18 protein-coding genes are annotated in these 17,094 nt (G+C 39.7%); 9 read left to right on the top strand and 9 right to left on the bottom strand.

The window, feature by feature from the left end; genetic code table 11:
- The first annotated feature begins 127 nt into the window (after window positions 1-127).
- Window positions 128-1,768: a methyl-accepting chemotaxis protein gene (locus VSAL_RS11175; RefSeq protein WP_012550656.1), complete on the top strand. Its 1,641-nt coding sequence runs from the start codon at window positions 128-130 to the stop codon at window positions 1,766-1,768.
- A 101-nt stretch (window positions 1,769-1,869) separates the two neighbouring features.
- On the opposite strand, the gene VSAL_RS11170 is transcribed toward VSAL_RS11175, so the two are convergent.
- Both VSAL_RS11170 and VSAL_RS11165 read right to left on the bottom strand, forming a co-directional pair.
- Window positions 1,870-2,496 carry a YccT family protein gene (locus tag VSAL_RS11170; protein ID WP_012550655.1) on the bottom strand — a complete coding sequence of 209 codons (627 nt, stop codon included), beginning with the start codon at window positions 2,494-2,496 and terminating at the stop codon, window positions 1,870-1,872.
- Between the two features lie 76 nt (window positions 2,497-2,572).
- Window positions 2,573-3,163: a porin family protein gene (locus tag VSAL_RS11165; protein ID WP_012550654.1), complete on the bottom strand. Its 591-nt coding sequence runs from the start codon at window positions 3,161-3,163 to the stop codon at window positions 2,573-2,575.
- 569 nt (window positions 3,164-3,732) lie between these two features.
- On the opposite strand from VSAL_RS11165, the gene VSAL_RS11160 reads away from it, so the two are divergent.
- The 4 genes from VSAL_RS11160 to VSAL_RS11145 all read left to right on the top strand — a co-directional run bounded on the left by VSAL_RS11160 (window position 3,733) and on the right by VSAL_RS11145 (window position 5,205).
- Window positions 3,733-4,125, top strand: a complete 393-nt coding sequence (locus VSAL_RS11160) for a M15 family metallopeptidase domain-containing protein (RefSeq protein WP_012550652.1) — start codon at window positions 3,733-3,735, stop codon at window positions 4,123-4,125.
- A gap of 7 nt (window positions 4,126-4,132) precedes the next feature.
- Window positions 4,133-4,396, top strand: a complete 264-nt coding sequence (locus VSAL_RS11155) for a hypothetical protein (protein WP_012550651.1) — start codon at window positions 4,133-4,135, stop codon at window positions 4,394-4,396.
- Window positions 4,397-4,528: 132 nt separating this feature from the next.
- A complete protein-coding gene (locus tag VSAL_RS11150) occupies window positions 4,529-4,879 on the top strand; it encodes a hypothetical protein (RefSeq protein WP_012550650.1) in 351 nt (116 codons plus the stop codon).
- Window positions 4,880-5,010: 131 nt separating this feature from the next.
- The gene (locus VSAL_RS11145; protein WP_044583299.1) at window positions 5,011-5,205 is read left to right on the top strand and encodes a bacteriocin immunity protein; all 195 of its coding nucleotides are present in this window, start codon (window positions 5,011-5,013) and stop codon (window positions 5,203-5,205) included.
- Window positions 5,206-5,241: 36 nt separating this feature from the next.
- On the opposite strand, the gene VSAL_RS11140 is transcribed toward VSAL_RS11145, so the two are convergent.
- The 5 genes from VSAL_RS11140 to VSAL_RS11120 all read right to left on the bottom strand — a co-directional run bounded on the left by VSAL_RS11140 (window position 5,242) and on the right by VSAL_RS11120 (window position 9,230).
- Complete coding sequence (locus VSAL_RS11140; protein WP_044583298.1) at window positions 5,242-5,559, bottom strand: phage portal family protein; 318 nt, start codon at window positions 5,557-5,559, stop codon at window positions 5,242-5,244.
- A 163-nt stretch (window positions 5,560-5,722) separates the two neighbouring features.
- A complete protein-coding gene (gene pstB, locus VSAL_RS11135) occupies window positions 5,723-6,472 on the bottom strand; it encodes a phosphate ABC transporter ATP-binding protein PstB (protein WP_012550649.1) in 750 nt (249 codons plus the stop codon).
- Between the two features lie 74 nt (window positions 6,473-6,546).
- Window positions 6,547-7,401, bottom strand: a complete 855-nt coding sequence (gene pstA, locus VSAL_RS11130; RefSeq protein ID WP_012550648.1) for a phosphate ABC transporter permease PstA — start codon at window positions 7,399-7,401, stop codon at window positions 6,547-6,549.
- Window positions 7,402-7,405: 4 nt separating this feature from the next.
- A complete protein-coding gene (gene pstC / locus VSAL_RS11125) occupies window positions 7,406-8,332 on the bottom strand; it encodes a phosphate ABC transporter permease subunit PstC (RefSeq protein WP_012550647.1) in 927 nt (308 codons plus the stop codon).
- Between the two features lie 76 nt (window positions 8,333-8,408).
- The gene (locus tag VSAL_RS11120; RefSeq protein WP_012550646.1) at window positions 8,409-9,230 is read right to left on the bottom strand and encodes a phosphate ABC transporter substrate-binding protein; all 822 of its coding nucleotides are present in this window, start codon (window positions 9,228-9,230) and stop codon (window positions 8,409-8,411) included.
- A gap of 342 nt (window positions 9,231-9,572) precedes the next feature.
- Here VSAL_RS11120 and VSAL_RS11115 point away from each other — a divergent pair, with 342 nt between their 5' ends.
- From VSAL_RS11115 to VSAL_RS11100, 4 genes are all read left to right on the top strand, one after another.
- Window positions 9,573-11,195: a methyl-accepting chemotaxis protein gene (locus VSAL_RS11115; RefSeq protein WP_044583297.1), complete on the top strand. Its 1,623-nt coding sequence runs from the start codon at window positions 9,573-9,575 to the stop codon at window positions 11,193-11,195.
- Window positions 11,196-11,250: 55 nt separating this feature from the next.
- On the top strand, window positions 11,251-11,565 hold the full coding sequence (gene tnpA, locus VSAL_RS11110) for an IS66 family insertion sequence element accessory protein TnpA (RefSeq protein WP_012548925.1): 315 nt from the start codon (window positions 11,251-11,253) through the stop codon (window positions 11,563-11,565).
- Entirely contained in the window at window positions 11,562-11,909 is a 348-nt protein-coding gene (gene tnpB, locus VSAL_RS11105; protein WP_012548924.1) for an IS66 family insertion sequence element accessory protein TnpB, read from the top strand. The genes tnpA and tnpB overlap by 4 nt, the downstream gene beginning before the upstream one ends.
- Before the next feature lie 71 nt (window positions 11,910-11,980).
- Window positions 11,981-13,468, top strand: a complete 1,488-nt coding sequence (locus VSAL_RS11100; RefSeq protein ID WP_012550645.1) for an IS66-like element ISVsa2 family transposase — start codon at window positions 11,981-11,983, stop codon at window positions 13,466-13,468.
- A 142-nt stretch (window positions 13,469-13,610) separates the two neighbouring features.
- Here VSAL_RS11100 and pta read toward each other — a convergent pair whose 3' ends face one another.
- Entirely contained in the window at window positions 13,611-15,782 is a 2,172-nt protein-coding gene (gene pta, locus VSAL_RS11095; RefSeq protein ID WP_012550644.1) for a phosphate acetyltransferase, read from the bottom strand.
- Between the two features lie 99 nt (window positions 15,783-15,881).
- Window positions 15,882-17,078, bottom strand: a complete 1,197-nt coding sequence (locus tag VSAL_RS11090; protein ID WP_012550643.1) for an acetate kinase — start codon at window positions 17,076-17,078, stop codon at window positions 15,882-15,884.
- Between the last annotated feature and the right edge of the window lie 16 nt (window positions 17,079-17,094).

Here is a 17,094-nt window from a genome sequence, read left to right as displayed (position 1 = left end):
AATTAACCTCACAAATATCAATAATGTTAGCGAAACTTATTTGCATGAGTTATGGGTTTGGTCAATTTATATTTAGCGTTATTTGGTATAGTTCTGTTGAATAATTTTTATTTCATATGGATAGGTTATGAAGTTAGCAGGACGTTTATCAGTAAAAACAAAAATAGCATTGCCAATTGTCGCGATTGTTTCTTTATTCAGTGTTATCTCAACTCTTAATGTGATGAAGCTAAATGAACAAGCGGAGGTTAATTACAAATTAATTGAGCTTGTTCAGCCAGTAAATGAATCCTTAGAAGATGCATACCGAGATCTTTATCAAGTTACTGCAGCAGCGCAAGGTTTAATGCTTTCAACAACCAATGCAGAAAGAGAGCATCATACGTTTGAATTTCAAGATAACGCCTACAAAGCCATTCCTCGTTTAAAAAAGGTTGAAGTGTTATATCAAGAAAATATTTTGCCTTTAAATACTCAAGTTGAATTAACAACGTTAATTAATGCGGCCGAAAAATGGATTGAACTTTATGAGCCTCTGTTCTCGGACCCTAATAATGCTCAAGCTTATTATCAGAAAAATAATAATCAGTTAGACGAACAATTCAAGATCATGCGTAAGCAACTTAAATCAATCAGTAAGTTGATTGTGAGTGAGCAAGTAAAGTTAGGTGAACAAAGTCATTATGGGATTAATTCGGGGAAAATTATTTCAGGAATTGGTGCCATTAGTGCTGTGATTTTTGGCTTATTTGCTGTTTGGTTATCAATTAACTGGATTGTAAAACCAATTCAATCATTAGAATTGGCTATGTCAGAAGTCGCTTCTGGAGACGGAGATTTAACAAAGCGCATCGCCGTTACCTCAAATGATGAAATTGGCAAACTTGCACAAGCCTTTAATTTGTTTGTATCAAAGATACATACCACGGTTTCAGATGTTATTGCATCGTCTAATACCGTTCGTTCTGAAATGGACAATATCCAAGTATTAACAAAAAATATAGCTAAATTCTCTTCAAGCCAACAACAAGAGAGTGAAGTTGTTGCTGCTGCTGTGCATGAAATGCAAGTAACAAGTAATACGGTGAATGAAAATGCCAATGAAGCAGCCCAAGCAAGCTTAGGCGCCACAGCAGAAGCTGATACGACAGAAGCTATTTTACAGCAGACCGTAATATCGATTCAAGGATTGGCCAATGAGATAACATTGGCGGGTACTGTAATTCATACTCTAGATAGTGATGTTTCAAATATAGCATCGATTTTAGGTGTAATTAAAGGGATAGCTGACCAAACAAATTTATTAGCATTAAATGCGGCAATAGAAGCTGCGCGAGCTGGTGAGCAAGGACGTGGTTTTGCGGTTGTTGCTGATGAAGTAAGGGCGTTAGCAAGTAAAACGCAATACAGTACTGGTGAGATCGAAAAGATGATTGAGCGTTTACAATCGGGAGCAAAAGAAGCTGTTCTCGCAATGGAATCAAGTACCAAAAGTGGTAAAGAAACGATTGATCTAGCAAGTGAGGCATCAAAGTCGTTACAACATATCACAAGAGCGATTGTAGTTATGAACGATATGAATACGCATATAGCCACAGCCGCTAATGAGCAGAGCCATGTTAGTGATGACGTCAACTCGAATGTACAACGTATTGCAGATAATAGTTCAGAAATGGTGCTGATGGTAAGTCGCTCAGAAAGTGCTTGTATTTCACTATCAGAACAGTGCGAGAGACTTGATGGTTTGGTCTCTCAATTTAAAGTGTAATCATAAAATAGAGATTGAGTGTTCGTCGAATAATTAGCAAAAATGGCTTACTGGTGTAAGCCATTTTTATTTATCATCAGTATTCAGTATTGCATTTATTACTAATTAGAGATCGATGTTTTAAATCTTTCTTGTGTTTCTTTATCTGCTTTTTCATACCAGTAATTCAACATTTGCTCTGCTGTATTTTCACCTTTCTCATTTTTTATTTCTTTATGAGTGACGGTGATCATATCTTGTTTAAAAGCGGCAACATGCTCAGTCGTATTAAATTTCGCTAATTCAAATTGAATATTATGACCAATTTGCACACCGTCATAGACTAATTTTGCTTGTGCGAACGGTATATTTTTATCGTTTTGATCTTTTAATTCCCAATTAAGGTCGGTATTAAATGCTTTGGCTTTTTCAGGAGAATTATAAGACGGGAATACAAAGCTAATGTCTTGGTTGGTTGCGGTAAACTTTGAAACAATAATATCACTCGAGACTATAATGTTGTCTTTACCTTGCTTAAATACTGGATTGTATCTGAACACAATTTGATGTTCGCCATCGTCCAGCTTAAGTGTTGATGTCGTTGAGAAGAAAGAGCTATCAAGTTTGACTTCTTGGCTATCAACTAAAAGGAGTTCTACTTCACTTGGAACGGTTAACTGAATTGAGGCAGAGGCACTTAATGAGGTTAGAAGACATAAGCCAGCAGCAAGAAAAGAGTGAAATTTCATGTGAGTACACCAGTAATTAAAATAATTAGACTAAGTGTACTCATCTTTAGTTAAGAATGGAATATTTAGGGTCGTGCTAAAAATTGTAGGTCAGCCCTACGTAGGTCGTTCCAAAATCGTAACCAATCCCATCCATAATGGCTCGTGCAATATTGTGTCCTGCGGTTAGCGTAATGTACTTACTTAAGTCGTACCCTGCTTCAAAGCCGTATGAAAGGCCTAAAGCACTCTCACTTTGAGATCCTTTACCGATATAACCCAGTTGTCCGTCTTCTAAATAGAAATCAACATCCATATCTAAGTAATAGTAACCATAGCCAAACATGCTGGTGATAAAGAAATCTGATTCAAACATATACGCACGATATTTTAAATTGGCTCCAAAAAAATGAGCATCAACATGACTTGTCGCGTATTGATTTTTATTTCGCCAATCAAAATCAAAGCTGCCCATATTGTTATATTCAAGCTCTATAGACATATAGAAGGTGTCTGAAATTGGGAAGTCATAACCGCCTTTTATATTATATCCTCCATCAAGATCGGTTTGTGAGCCTAAAAAGGTAACGGAAGAGTTTTCAATATTGGTTGTAATGTAATAGCCAGACTTATCGGCGTGCGCTGAAATTGAAAATAATATCATCAATAACGAATAGACCAGTCTCATGTATGTATTTCCTTTACGTATTCATAATTAGAATATCATTCACTATTTACATAAATTTTTACAATAGCATTACATTATTACTTATATGTTAAAGCGAAAGATTGATTTTTAAGAGCGGTTATTTGGGGTGAAGTTAAGTGCTTATCAAACACGATTAATCAGGAGTGATGGGAAGGTGAAGTGAACTTGAAAAGGTGTAATTTCGTTATACGGCCATTGATGTGCAAGCCCAACCTTTGTGTTGGGTTTTCCACATCAGGGATATAGGAATGACATCAATATAAACCTCCGCGATCACGCGATTCACAGAGCCTAATACATAATCTGAGTAAAGCATGCCAGAGAAAGAGATAGCACGTATTGATGCGGTGGTGAGCAACCTTGCTAACTTGATGTGAGAGCAAACCAGTACACTGAATAAAGTGCTTACACGTTAACGAAAACTCAAACCATTCAAGTCTCAAACTCTAAACGAATAGATAAGATCGAATCAGACAAAATAGGGTTGGTTCGATTAATTTTTGGCCCAGTGATCGCCGTTGCGGTTGCTGCTTTAAAGGTAATGTAAAATGAATAAATTCAGTAAAATAAGTGCAACCCGATTGGCTTCTTGTCACCCTAAATTACAGAGCGTATTTACCGCCGTTCTTGAGGTGTGTGATTGCTCTATTCTTTGTGGCCATCGAACCAAAGAAGAGCAAAACGCCCTGCCAAGTACAAATACCCAAGTTCGATACCCAAACAGCAAACACAATTCATTACCAAGCAAGGCCGTCGATGCAACCCCGTACCCATACGATGAAGATGATCGTGAACGCTTCAGTTACTTTGCAGGCATTGTGATTGGTGTCGGTGCTTCAATGGGCGTGGCCATTCGTTGGGGCGGGGATTGGGACAAAGACAATGAGCTAAAAGACAATGGCTTTGATGACTTAATGCATTTTGAATTGATTGATGAGTAGGGAGTGAATGATGGGATTATTCAGTAAGATATTTGGTACCGATTCAGCCATCAAAGCAGGCATTGATTTAATCGCCAGTACAGGGGATGCGCTTGTGTTCACCGATGAGGAGAAGTCGAAACAACACATTATGTTACTCAAAGCGTATGAGCCTTTTAAGCTCATTCAACGCTTTATTGTCATGGTCTTCTGTGTGCCTTACATTGGACTGCATACCATAGTGATCATAGGGTGTATTTTTGGTGCGGATTGGGGATCGATTAGTACCTAGGCGGAGGGGCAATTCCAAAACGTAAAAGCTGATTTTTTGCGCACAATACACCATATTTTTATACCGACAGTAGTTAATCTTAGTTTTGACGTCTATTGTTAATTGATAAGTGTAATAATAAGGAAGGTATGAGTGACTGTAGATATTAACATCATCTATTCAATATTGGTGTCGTGGAATAAACCGAAAACGTACTCGGATTTAACTCAAGATTATAAATGCAGAACAGGTGAGTGGTATTCTCCTCAATCTTGGAATGAGGTATTAAGTCAGTTAAACAAGATATTGGCAGAGGCCGATGCGCCACCGTTAAGTGCACTTGTTGTATCGCAAAGTACAAATGAGCCGGGAGCGCTTTTTTGGGCTAGTGCGTCAAATGTCCCACCGAAACACAATAATCCACTTAAACGTACGTTAATGTGGCAAGGTATTCTTAATCAGGTAGTGACGTATCAATGGCCAAACAAGTTACCAATAAATTGAAGTCAGTTTATTTTTTAAAACGCCACTTTTTACAGTGGCTTTTTTATGCGACTTTTCTAGAGGATAAGAAAAGGGGCGCATTCATTTAGTTATTTCACCTATTATTTCAGTAAAAGTGCGTCTTATTTTTAATTTACTCTGATGACTACGAAACAGAGCAGGAACATATTGATGCTGTATTGTTTTTTGAAAAATTAACACAGCATCCTGATGGTTCAGATTTAATTTTTTATCCTGAAAATCTAGGTGATGATTCTCCTGAACGAATTACAGAAATAGTTAAAGAGTGGCGAGAGTCTCAAGGTCTCTCAAGTTTTAAAGATTAATTAATGCGAAATAAAACCGAGTCCGAAAACTCGGTTTTATTTTATTGCGGCCACCGTATCCAAACTCTCATAGTCTTTAATGCTCACCACCTCCATGCCTGCAAAATCATTCAATTCACGCACTGCTTCTAAAATAGGGATAAGTTCATTCTTGTAAAAGATGCGATCGACTTTATTCAAGTCACTGCTTGAGTTAAATCCCTCACGAACCACGCTCATTAAATCCAATGGAATACGATGACTCGATAACACATCATTGGTCGTCATGTTCTTAATGTCTTTGAATACTTTTTTGCTTCCATTATTACCAATAGGGGCTGCTCTGGTGACGGCCAGTGGCGCAGCGGTTATCATTATTACTTATTTTATTGATAAATTGTCGAAATAAATACCTGTGGTCGTAATGTGGGCGTAGTAGATTTAATTTTCATATAAAACAGGTTGTTAAATGACAAAAAAGCCCCTAACTAGAGGGGCAAAGAGTTTCCATCGCTTTCTTATAATTTAGAAAATAAGGTTAACCAAAGTCACCATTTACATAGCCTTGAGTACGGTCATCTTTAGGATTTGAGAAAATAACATGAGTGTCATCATGCTCGACCAATTCACCCATTAAGAAGAACGCGGTTTTATCTGAAATACGGCGAGCTTGTTGCATTGAGTGAGTCACGATAACGATCGTGTAATCTTGTTTTAGTGTTTCCATTAACTCTTCAATTTTGTGTGTTGCAATTGGATCCAATGCTGATGTCGGTTCATCCATTAAGATGACATCAGGTTCCATTGCGATAGTACGAGCAATACACAAACGTTGTTGTTGTCCACCAGATAGGCCAAATGCGTGAGATTTTAAGCGATCTTTTACTTCATCCCAAAGGGCTGCACTGCGAAGTGATTTCTCAACAACGGCATCTAATACTTTTTTATCTTTTACGCCTTGTGCTTTCAATCCATACGCGACGTTTTCATAAATGTTCATCGGAAATGGGTTGGCTTTTTGGAAAACCATCCCAACTTTGATTCGTAAATCGGCAACATCGATATTACCGTAAATGTCATGGTCATCTAAACTAACAAAACCCGTAATTTTTACGCCAGGAATTAAATCATTCATGCGGTTCAAACAACGTAATAATGTTGATTTTCCACAACCAGAAGGACCGATCAAGGCGGTTACTTGTTTTGCAGGGATCGGTAAGTTAATGCCTTTTAATGCTTGGTTTTGTCCGTAAAAAAGATCTAGGTTTTCAATATTAAATTTGTTCATTGTGTTTTCCTTACTGATCGCATCTTATGCCGTGCAATCAGTCAATAATTAGTGATAGATAATAAATCGATTAATTAAGACGCTTTATTGATTTTTCGAGCCAATAGCTTCGTTAGCGTGTTAATTATTAATACAAGAACAATCAATACTGTCGCTGTTGCGTAAGCTTGATTCCATTCTTCGATGGTAAATAATTCAGTGGTTAATTTGTACAGGTGAACGGTTAATGTTCTGCCTGAATCAAGCAATGAATCAGGAATACGTGCCACCATACCAGCGGTTAAGAATACAGGTGCGGATTCACCAATAACACGACCAATACTTAAAATAACAGAGGTTAAAATACCTGGCATTGCGCTTGGTAATATTAAGCGCCAAATGGTATAGATTTTTGATGCTCCTAAACCATAAGAGCCTTCTCTAAAGGTTTGAGGTACAGCCATTAATGCTTCTTCTGTTGTACGGATAATCACGGGTAAGATTAAAATACTCAGCGTAAGTGCGCCGGATAAAATTGAGAAACCTAAGCCTAAAATACCCACAAAGAAAGTCATACCAAATAGACCAAAGATTATCGATGGAATACCCGCTAATGACTCGGTACAGAAGCGAATGACTTTAACGAGTTTACTGCCTACTTTTGCGTATTCGGTTAAATAGATGGCCGTCATTATCCCAAGTGGTGCTGCAACTGCAATTGAAGCTAATACCATGTAGAGGGTGGCCACGATCATTGGGAAGATACCGTGTTCTTCACCAGTACGAGTGTAATTATCAGTAATGAATGACCAGCTTACGTGCTGTAGGCCATTTGATAAGATGTACCACATTATCCAAAAAAGAAAACCGACGGTAATAGATGCAGATAACCAAATTAATCCTGCGGCAATCTGGTCTTTAATATGACGTTGTTTTTTTAATTTATTCATTGTCTTATCTCGCTGTTTCACGATTTAGATAAAGAAGAATGCCATTCAGAGACATGATAAAGACGAGTAATACTACGCCTGTTGCATATAGAGCACTGGCATGGATGCCACTTGCGTATGACATTTCAATCGCAATGTTTGCGGTTAATGTACGCGCAGAATCTAAGATACCTTCTGGCATGGCAGGGGCGTTCCCCATAACCATAATGATAGCCATTGTTTCTCCAAGTGCGCGAGCAATACCTAAAATGACACCCGTCATAATGCCTGAACGAGCAGCAGGGAGAAGAATACGGAAAATGGTGAATATTTTAGAAGCGCCAAGGGCCAATGAACCTTCTTTATAGGTCGCTGGGACGGCTCTGATTGAGGTTTCTGATACCGTGATTACGGTAGGTAAGATCATAACACCTAAAACGATAATACCCGCAAGGATAGTGTTACCTGCAGGGACTTGAAATACGTCTTGAATCAATGGAACAATAATAACAAGGCCAAAGAAACCATAAACAACCGATGGGATGCCAGCCAGTAATTCAACCGCTGGGCGGATAATATCGGCAAGGCGTTTAGGGGCGATTTCAGCGATAAAAATAGCCGTAAGGATACCGATTGGAACACCGACGAGAACGGCACCAAAGGTAGAAACAACGGATGCAACGATCATGGTGAAAACACCATAAAGAGCCGGTGGTAGCCAATCTTGACCTAAAACGATGCCACTAACACCAACTTGTTGAAATGCAGGAATACTTTCTTTAACGATAAAATACGCAATGGTGGCTAAAGATAACGTACCGATGATGGCACAGCTGAGAAATAATACGTGGAAAATACGCTCTCTCCAATCCACACGTTTTTTCTGTCGTAACGGATTAAGAGAAGGCTTGTCTTGATTGACAGTATCTTGATTATTCATGGCGATGGTCATAATAAATACTCACATGTCGAAAAATTCGAAATGGAAAAGCCTGGCCTTTGCAGGCCAGGAAAATTAAGGTAATAAATTAGTTCACTGAAATGTAGCCGTTCTTTTCAACTAGACTTTGTGCTGTTTCGTCTGTCATCCAGTCTAGGAATTTTTGAGTTTCTACTGATGGCTTACCTTCACGGTACAGCACAAGGAAAGGACGAGAGACTTTGTATGTGCCATTTTTAATATCAGCAACGCTTGGTACTACGTTATCGATAGAAAGGGCATGAACTGAGTTATCTACAGTACCTAAAGAGATATAACCAATAGCGTATGGGTTGCTTGCTACCATTGTTTTTAGCGCGCCGTTGCCATTTGCTACTTGAGCTCGTTGAGAGATAGCCGATACTTTCATGCCTGAGATTTTTTTCTTAAGGCTCATGATGTCTTCGAATGCGCCACGAGTACCTGATGCCGTGTCGCGTGTAATTGCAACGATTGGTTTATCTTCGCCACCTACTTCTTTCCAGTTCTTCACTTCACCTTTGTAGATAGCGGTAACTTGTTCTGACGTTAGGCCTTTAAGTGTATTGCTTGGGTTAACCACAACAGCGATACCATCGTGTGCAACTACTAATTCTTTTAATGTCGCTTCTTTTTCTGATGCTTTTAGATTACGTGATGACATACCTAAATCCGCAGAACCATTTTTTGCTGCTTTTATACCAGCAGAAGAACCAGGACCTTGAACTTCAATATAAACGTTAGAGTGGTCTTTCATGTAGGTTTCAGAAAAAACTTCCATAAGAGGGGTCACGCTGCTTGAACCAACTGCAGAAATTGTTTCTTTCGCTGATGCTGGTAATGCTACTACTGAACTCAGAATTGCTAGTGCGCCGATAACTGACTTTTTCATTTTCATTTCCTTTGAGGCATACGTGCCGTAATTAAGTTGACGAGGCCACTTTAGGAAACTTATGTGACAGTAATATTTCAGTTTTCTTAAAAGTGTATGACATTCTGGTTTTTTTATTAAAAAGGCGTATTCATTAGAAATGAATGTTATTTAATCTTATTGTTCAAATTCATAGCGTTATGTGTTTTTTATTGACGTAAATGTAAAATTTGACGGTTTTTTTGTATTGATTATTGAACGGTTTGTAAAAATAGATCTACGTCACAGTGTACTATTTGAAAATAAAACCAGAGATAATGACATTATTAACAATTATTTTTGAGAGTGTTATGAGGGTAAATAATGCGTAAGTTGATCAATGGTTTTTCTATTAAAGTTCAGGTTTTAATTCCTGTATTACTTATTTCTATCATTATGACTGGGGGCGTGTTGCTCGCTCGTGATGATTTTGAAGCATCAATGACGAACATGGCGTCTGCTGCGAATGAGTTAAGTGAAAGCAAAGATGAGCTAGCAACCATTATCAACACAACGTATGCAATGCGAATCAGTGCCGTTTATAGTTTGTATGATTCTGAAGAGTTAAAGAAATTAGTGGCTAATCTAGATTCAGGATTTAGAAAAAACATTATATCAATGGATAAATTAAGGAAGATGAATGGGCTTTCTCAAGAGATTGATACGTTAAAATCAGCAATGAATTACTACGTTCAATACAGTAAGTCACCGATGATGCCTCTATTGAAAGAAAAGCATACTGGTGAATACAATACGACAGAGTATGATCTGGCTCGTACTGAGTACAGGCGTGCAGGTGCTGCCATGGTTAACGCCATTGATGAGTTATCAGCAAAATTGAATCAAGTGGTTGAAACGGAAGTTTCCAAAGCAAAAATGGCGCATGATGCAACATTAACACAAGTGACTATTGCCATTTTTGTATCGCTTATTTGCGCTTGGTGGTTAGCAAGTATTATTGTTGCACCAATTGGTACAATACAACAAATTATGCAGCGCATTGCGAAAGGTGATTTGAATGTAACGGTTAATGAAGAAGGGGATAATGAAATTACCGCCCTTAGCCGTGATATTAATACAACGGTACATCAACTGCGTACGACTATTGATTCGATGGTTCGTATCTCTGAAGATGTGGCTTCAGCGTCAACGGAACTGGCTACGGTGATGACACAAGCTCAAGTAAATTCAGATCAAGAAAAGCAAGAAATTGAGCAAGTTGCTTCTGCCGTAAATCAATTATCAAGTACCGCTGATAATGTAAATAGCAGCGCATTAAACGCAGATACTGCAGCGCATCAAGCGAGTGAAATGGCCTCTCATGGCTTAAAACTATACCAAGAAAGCACGGACGCAAGTTTGAAAATGGTCGATCAAATTACATCAGCTGCGAATGTGGTGACTGGCTTAAAAGAACAATCTGAAAAGATCGGTAATGTGATTGAAGTGATTCAAAGTATTTCAGAGCAAACAAATCTATTGGCATTAAACGCTGCGATTGAAGCCGCTCGTGCGGGAGAAAGTGGACGAGGCTTTGCTGTGGTGGCGGATGAGGTTCGTATGCTTGCTGCTCGTACTCGAGAATCAACTCAAGAAATTCAGGTGATTATTGAAGAGTTGCAAGTGCAGTCGACAAAAGCCAATGATGGAATGCAATCAAGCCTTGATGTATTGGCGAATGATCAAGCATTAGCGAGCCAAGTCAATGAGGCTTTGATGAGCATAATGGGATCGGTTAATGGTATTACTGCGATTAATACACAAGTAGCGACAGCGGCAGAAGAGCAAAGCCAAGTTACGAATGACATTAATCGTAACATCACAAATATTCATGAAATTGTAAATCAAAACGTAACGGGTATTACACAGAGTGCGGCTGCAAGCCATGAGTTGTCACAGTTGGCAGAGCAACAGAAACAACGTAAGCGTGCGGGGAACTACACCTAACAAATAAAATTCATTATGCGTATCTTACGATCTTTCATTTAACGAGAACGTAATTATGCAAAAAGATAAAAAGAGAACACCAGAGCAATGGCACGCTCTATTTGAATCTCAGCAATCTAGCAAGCTTAGTGCCGCTGAATTTTGTCGTAACCATAATATTCTGCCAAAGACATTTAGTGCACGTAAAGCACGATGGAAACAAAAGATTAACGCTTCTACTTTCTTGAAAGTAGAAGCGTTAACATCAACTATCATCGCCACTCCACAATTACCAGATATTCAACTTTCTATCGGAAAATTGCGATTAACATTGCCAGCTAATACTGAACCTCACTGGATAGGACTCTTATTAAAAGGGTATCAATCATGAATGTATTTACTGATGTTTCCACCATTTATCTTCATCGTGATTTTGTCGATTTTCGCAAGGCCATTAATGGCCTTGTCGTGATTGTTGAGCAAGAAATGCAACTATCACCGTTTAGTGATGCTCTATTTATATTTTGCAATAAGCCTCGTGATAAACTCAAAATATTGTATTGGGATAAAACAGGATTCGCTTTATGGTACAAGCGATTAGATGAAGACCGCTTCAAATGGCCACGAAATATAAATAACGATACGTTAGCATTATCAGAGCAGCAACTGACACTGCTATTACAAGGTTTTGATATCTTAGGACATCAACCGGTACATTATCAAACAACCCTTTAAATAGTTGATTCTCAGTCAAGAATAGGAGGCAACCGATTGATTACCTGTATTATCGTTATATAGTCATCTACATGATTGATAAAATAAAACCACTTCCTGATACCATTGACGAGCTGAAAGCACTTGTGCTTCAGCTTGAAAATAAATATAACCGTCTTCTAGAGCAATTTCGACTGGCTCAACATCAGCGCTTTGGTAAAAGCAGTGAATCTGACTCGACTCAATTTGATTTATTCAATGAAACAGAAGAAGAAATCATCATTGAAAATGATGACACACAAACGATTACCTACACTCGTCAAAAGCCAAAACGCCAACGCTTACCTGAAGACTTACCGCGTACTGTTATTATCCACGACATAAAAGATAAAACTTGTAAGTGTTGCGGTCTAGAGATGCATGCGATGGGTAAAGACATCAGTGAAAAGTTGGAATTTGTACCAGCTAAAGTGGAAGTTATTCAACATGTTCGTCCTAAATATGCTTGCCGAAATTGTGAAAAACACAATACTTCAGTAGACATTAAACAAGCCCCAATGCCAGCGTCACCAATCCCTAAAGGGATTGCGACCGCAAGTTTACTTGCTCAAATTATTACGGCTAAATTTCAATACAGTCTTCCACTTTATCGTCAAGAAACGTTATTTCAGCAATGGGGTATCATTATTGGACGGCGAACGATGGCGGATTGGTTAATAAAATGCTCGGTACTATTTACCCCTCTTAATAACGAGTTACATCGTATTTTGCTTGAACAACCCACTCTGCATTGTGATGAAACAACGGTAAATGTGTTGGATGTTGAAAAAGCAAAATGTTATATGTGGGTCTACTGCTCTGGCTATGATTCTCCAGGCTCTGGTGTTTTGCCTGGAATTGTACTTTATGATTATCAATCTAGCAGGCATGGCTACCATCCAGTTAACTTTTTAAAAGGTTATAACGGGTATTTACATACCGATGGTTACCAAGGTTATGAACAAACTGAAGCGATTTTAGTTGGCTGTTGGGCACACGCACGTCGACGATTTATTGAGGCTCAACGTGTTCAAGTAAAAGGGAAAACAGGGAGTGCAGATTGGGTATTGAGTAAAATCCAAAAGCTATACCGGATCGAATCGTTATTAAAAGAGGCTTCCCCTGAAGCCAAGTATGTTGCTAGGCAGACAGAAGCCCGCGATTTACTTAAAGAGCTCCGTGATTGGCTTGATAGCGCAGTTAGTCGAGTATCACCTAAAACAAAATTAGGTGAGGCGATTAGCTATACATTAAATCAATGGGATAAATTAGTTCGTTATATTGATGATGGATTGTTATCTATTGATAACAATCGAGCAGAGCGAGCGGTTAAACCGTTTGTTATCGGCCGGAAAAACTGGTTATTTTCGGGTTCAACGGCTGGTGCAGATTCAAGTGCAATGCTTTACAGCATTGTAGAAACAGCAAAGGCAAACGGATTAATCCCTTACGATTATATTAGGTATTGTCTAGATCGTTTATGTGTTGGATCGCCAGATATCGATTCACTTTTACCTTGGAATGTAAAAGACAAGGTGTAGTTCCCCGCACGCTTACGGCGAAAGGGAAAGAGGGACGAGACATTAGGGACTCGTCCCTGTTATAAGCATAAAAAAAGACACGCAATTTTCATCGCGTGTCTTTCTATTTTCGTTAACTAGACTCTATGACTAGAGCATTAAATTAGTTAATTACTTTTTCAGCTTTCTCTGCTTCTTCAGCTTGAGATGCTTGGATAGCCGTTAGTGCTACTGTGTAAACGATATCGTCTACTAGAGCGCCACGAGACAAGTCATTTACAGGCTTGCGCATACCTTGAAGCATTGGACCGATAGATACTAGGTCAGCAGAACGTTGAACCGCTTTGTACGTTGTATTACCAGTATTTAGGTCTGGGAATACAAATACAGTTGCTTTACCAGCAACAGGAGAATTAGGCGCTTTAGAAGCGGCTACATTTTCCATGATAGCAGCATCGTACTGAAGAGGACCATCGATGATCAAATCAGGACGTTTTGCTTGAGCAAGTTTGGTTGCTTCTCGTACTTTATCAACGTCTGCACCCTTACCAGATTCACCAGTAGAGTAAGAGATCATTGCAACGCGAGGGTCGATACCAAATGCCGCTGCAGAGTCAGCAGATTGGATTGCGATTTCAGCAAGTTGCTCAGCGGTTGGATCAGGGTTGATCGCACAGTCACCGTATACAAGTACTTGATCAGGCAGAAGCATGAAGAAGATAGAAGATACGATAGAAGCATCAGGGGCTGTTTTGATGATTTGGAATGGAGGAACAATCGTGTTTGCTGTGGTATGAACCGCACCAGAAACAAGACCGTCAACTTCACCCGCTTCAAGCATCATAGTACCAAGGAATACCGAATCTTTTAGTTTCTCACGAGCCACAACTTCAGTCATGCCTTTCGCGCCACGTAACTCAACTAAACGAGCAACGTATTTTTCACGTACAGATTCAGAATCGATGATCTCAACGCCTGCGCCAAGTTCGACACCTTGTTGTGCTGCAACACGACGGATCTCTTCAGGATTACCAAGAAGAACACAAGTCGCGATACCACGCTCAGAACAGATAGCCGCAGCTTTAACTGTACGAGGTTCATCACCTTCAGGAAGGACGATACGCTTAGCGGCTTTACGAGCAAATTCAGTTAACTGGTAACGGAACGCTGGTGGGCTCAGACGACGGATGCCTTCAGTACCTTCAGATAGTGAATCAATCCAAGGGCCATCAATGTGGCTAGCAACGTGTTCGTTAACAAACTCAATACGCTCTTTATCATCTGCAGGAACTTCAAGGCTGAAGCTTTGTAGATTTAGAGAAGTCTGCCAAGTATTACCTTGAGCCGTGAAGATTGGAAGACCAGCATCAAGTGCAGGCTTACAAAGATCAGCGATTGATTGTGGGATTTCGTAACCACCAGTTAGTAAGATCGCACCGATTTCAACGCCGTTCATTGCAGCAAGACATGCAGCAACAATAACGTCAGGACGGTCAGCAGAAGTTACTAGAAGAGAACCTGGTTTGAAGTGCTCAATCATGTGCGGTAGAGAACGTGCACAGAAAGTGATGCTCTTAATGCGACGAGTCGCGATTTCACCTTCGTTGATGATTTCAGCATTAAGGTGCTTAGCCATATCGATAGCACGCGTAGCGATTAGATCGATTTTCCAAGGCACACAACCAAGAACACGAATAGGACTAGAGTTGAAGATTTGCATTACTTCAAGATTAGTCTTAGTCGTTGCATCTGCATCATCAAAGATTTCAGATAGGTCTGGGCGAGTACGACCGGCTTCATCAACAGGCGCATTAAGCTTGTTGATGATAACACCAGCGATTTGTTTGTTTTTAGTGCCGCCGAAGTTAGAACATGCTACTTCGATACGCTCTTTAAGTTGAGAAGGGTTGTCTGTACCAGGAGTCGCTACAAATACAATCTCAGCGCCCAGAGTTTTTGCAATTTCACCATTTAATTGGTTAGCAAATGGGTGCTTACGAGTAGGAACAAGACCTTCGATAAGCGTCACATCAGTGTCTTCACTGATAGACTTATAACGAGCAACGATTTCTTCTAAAAGAACATCAGTTTGATCGTTACGTAGAAGTTCTTCTGCACGAGAAACGGTTGTAGGTTCTGCTGCTTTAATATCGCTGCTGCTAGTCACAATTGACGTAGTTAGATCAGGTTGATCACCACCGTGACGAGGTTGAGAGATAGGTTTGTAAAAAGAAACGCTTACGCCTTTACGTTCCATAGAACGTAAAACACCCAAACTTGCGCTAGTTAGACCAACACCAGCACTGATTGGAACAAGCATAATAGTACGAGACATGGAAAATTCCTCTAAACTATTGGGGCAAGAGACTTTATTTAAAGAATAAAGCCATAGAAAGAAAAAAGGCTAACCTAGTGGCTAGCCTTTTAGGAGAGATTATAGACCAGTTAGTTTAGCTGTGTCTTCTGCGATTACTAGCTCTTCGTTAGTCGAGATAACCATAGCAGGAACGCGGCTGTTTGCTGTAGTGATAGTACCTTCACCACCAAAACGTGCTTTAAGGTTTGCTTCGTTATCAACTTCGATACCGAAAATACCTAAACGGTTAAGAACCATTTCACGGATTGGAGCAGAGTTTTCACCGATGCCGCCAGTGAAAGTGATTGCGTCTAGACGACCTTCTAGTGTTGCTGTGTAGCCTGCAACGTATTTAGCTAGACGGTGACAGAATACATCCATCGCACGAGTTGCTTCTTCTTTCTCACCGTAGTTGTCTTCAACGAAACGACAGTCAGAAGTCACTTGAGTTAGACCTTGTAGGCCAGACTCTTTAGTTAGCATCGTGTTGATTTGTTCAACAGAGTAACCTAGTGCGTCATGTAGGTGGAAAATGATCGCAGGATCGATATCACCACAACGAGTACCCATTACTAGACCTTCAAGAGGAGTAAGACCCATAGAAGTATCTACAGATTGACCGTTCTTGATTGCACATACAGATGCGCCGTTACCTAGGTGACAGTTGATGATGTTTACTTCTTCAACTGGTTTGTTTAATAGGCCAGCAACTTCACGAGTGATGAACAGGTGAGAAGTACCGTGCATACCGTAACGACGAATACCGTGATCTGTGTATAGGTTGTATGGTAGAGCGTATAGGTAAGACTCTTCAGGCATTGTTTGGTGGAATGCAGTATCAAACACAGCAACGTTTTGAAGTTCAGGGAAGTTGTGTTTAGCCGCTTCGATACCAATGATGTGAGCAGGGTTATGAAGAGGTGCAAAAGTTGCAGCGTCTTGAATACCTTTAAGCACTTCGTCAGTGATAAGAGCAGATGAAGTGAATTGCTCACCACCGTGTACGATACGGTGACCGATTGCGCCTAGGTTAGCTTTAAGCTCTGGCTTAGAAGCAAGAATAGATTCAACCATAAACGATAGAGCTTCTTCGTGAGCAGCACCTTCACCTAGTTGAGCTTCGTGCTTGCCATCAAGTTTCCACTTAATACGCGCTTCAGGAAGACCAAGACACTCAGCAAGACCAGTTAAGTGCTCTGCACCAGATTCTGCGTCAATAACCGCAAATTTAAGAGAAGAACTACCGCAGTTTAAAACTAAAACCAGCTTAGACATGTATAAATACCTATTT

This window comes from Aliivibrio salmonicida LFI1238 (assembly GCF_000196495.1).
GTDB classification, from domain to species: Bacteria; Pseudomonadota; Gammaproteobacteria; order Enterobacterales; family Vibrionaceae; genus Aliivibrio; species Aliivibrio salmonicida.
This window is presented reverse-complemented; position numbering and strand designations above follow the sequence as displayed.

Excerpts from the sequence above, each read along its gene's own strand:
- VSAL_RS11175 (WP_012550656.1), top strand. The coding sequence starts at position 128 with ATGAAGTTAGCAGGACGTTTATCAGTAAAAACAAAAATAGCATTGCCA.
- VSAL_RS11170 (WP_012550655.1), bottom strand. The coding sequence starts at position 2,496 with ATGAAATTTCACTCTTTTCTTGCTGCTGGCTTATGTCTTCTAACCTCA.
- VSAL_RS11165 (WP_012550654.1), bottom strand. The coding sequence starts at position 3,163 with ATGAGACTGGTCTATTCGTTATTGATGATATTATTTTCAATTTCAGCG.
- VSAL_RS11160 (WP_012550652.1), top strand. The coding sequence starts at position 3,733 with ATGAATAAATTCAGTAAAATAAGTGCAACCCGATTGGCTTCTTGTCAC.
- VSAL_RS11155 (WP_012550651.1), top strand. The coding sequence starts at position 4,133 with ATGATGGGATTATTCAGTAAGATATTTGGTACCGATTCAGCCATCAAA.
- VSAL_RS11140 (WP_044583298.1), bottom strand. The coding sequence starts at position 5,559 with ATGATAACCGCTGCGCCACTGGCCGTCACCAGAGCAGCCCCTATTGGT.
- pstB (WP_012550649.1), bottom strand. The coding sequence starts at position 6,472 with ATGAACAAATTTAATATTGAAAACCTAGATCTTTTTTACGGACAAAAC.
- pstA (WP_012550648.1), bottom strand. The coding sequence starts at position 7,401 with ATGAATAAATTAAAAAAACAACGTCATATTAAAGACCAGATTGCCGCA.
- pstC (WP_012550647.1), bottom strand. The coding sequence starts at position 8,332 with ATGACCATCGCCATGAATAATCAAGATACTGTCAATCAAGACAAGCCT.
- VSAL_RS11120 (WP_012550646.1), bottom strand. The coding sequence starts at position 9,230 with ATGAAAAAGTCAGTTATCGGCGCACTAGCAATTCTGAGTTCAGTAGTA.
- VSAL_RS11115 (WP_044583297.1), top strand. The coding sequence starts at position 9,573 with ATGCGTAAGTTGATCAATGGTTTTTCTATTAAAGTTCAGGTTTTAATT.
- tnpA (WP_012548925.1), top strand. The coding sequence starts at position 11,251 with ATGCAAAAAGATAAAAAGAGAACACCAGAGCAATGGCACGCTCTATTT.
- tnpB (WP_012548924.1), top strand. The coding sequence starts at position 11,562 with ATGAATGTATTTACTGATGTTTCCACCATTTATCTTCATCGTGATTTT.
- VSAL_RS11100 (WP_012550645.1), top strand. The coding sequence starts at position 11,981 with ATGATTGATAAAATAAAACCACTTCCTGATACCATTGACGAGCTGAAA.
- pta (WP_012550644.1), bottom strand. The coding sequence starts at position 15,782 with ATGTCTCGTACTATTATGCTTGTTCCAATCAGTGCTGGTGTTGGTCTA.
- VSAL_RS11090 (WP_012550643.1), bottom strand. The coding sequence starts at position 17,078 with ATGTCTAAGCTGGTTTTAGTTTTAAACTGCGGTAGTTCTTCTCTTAAA.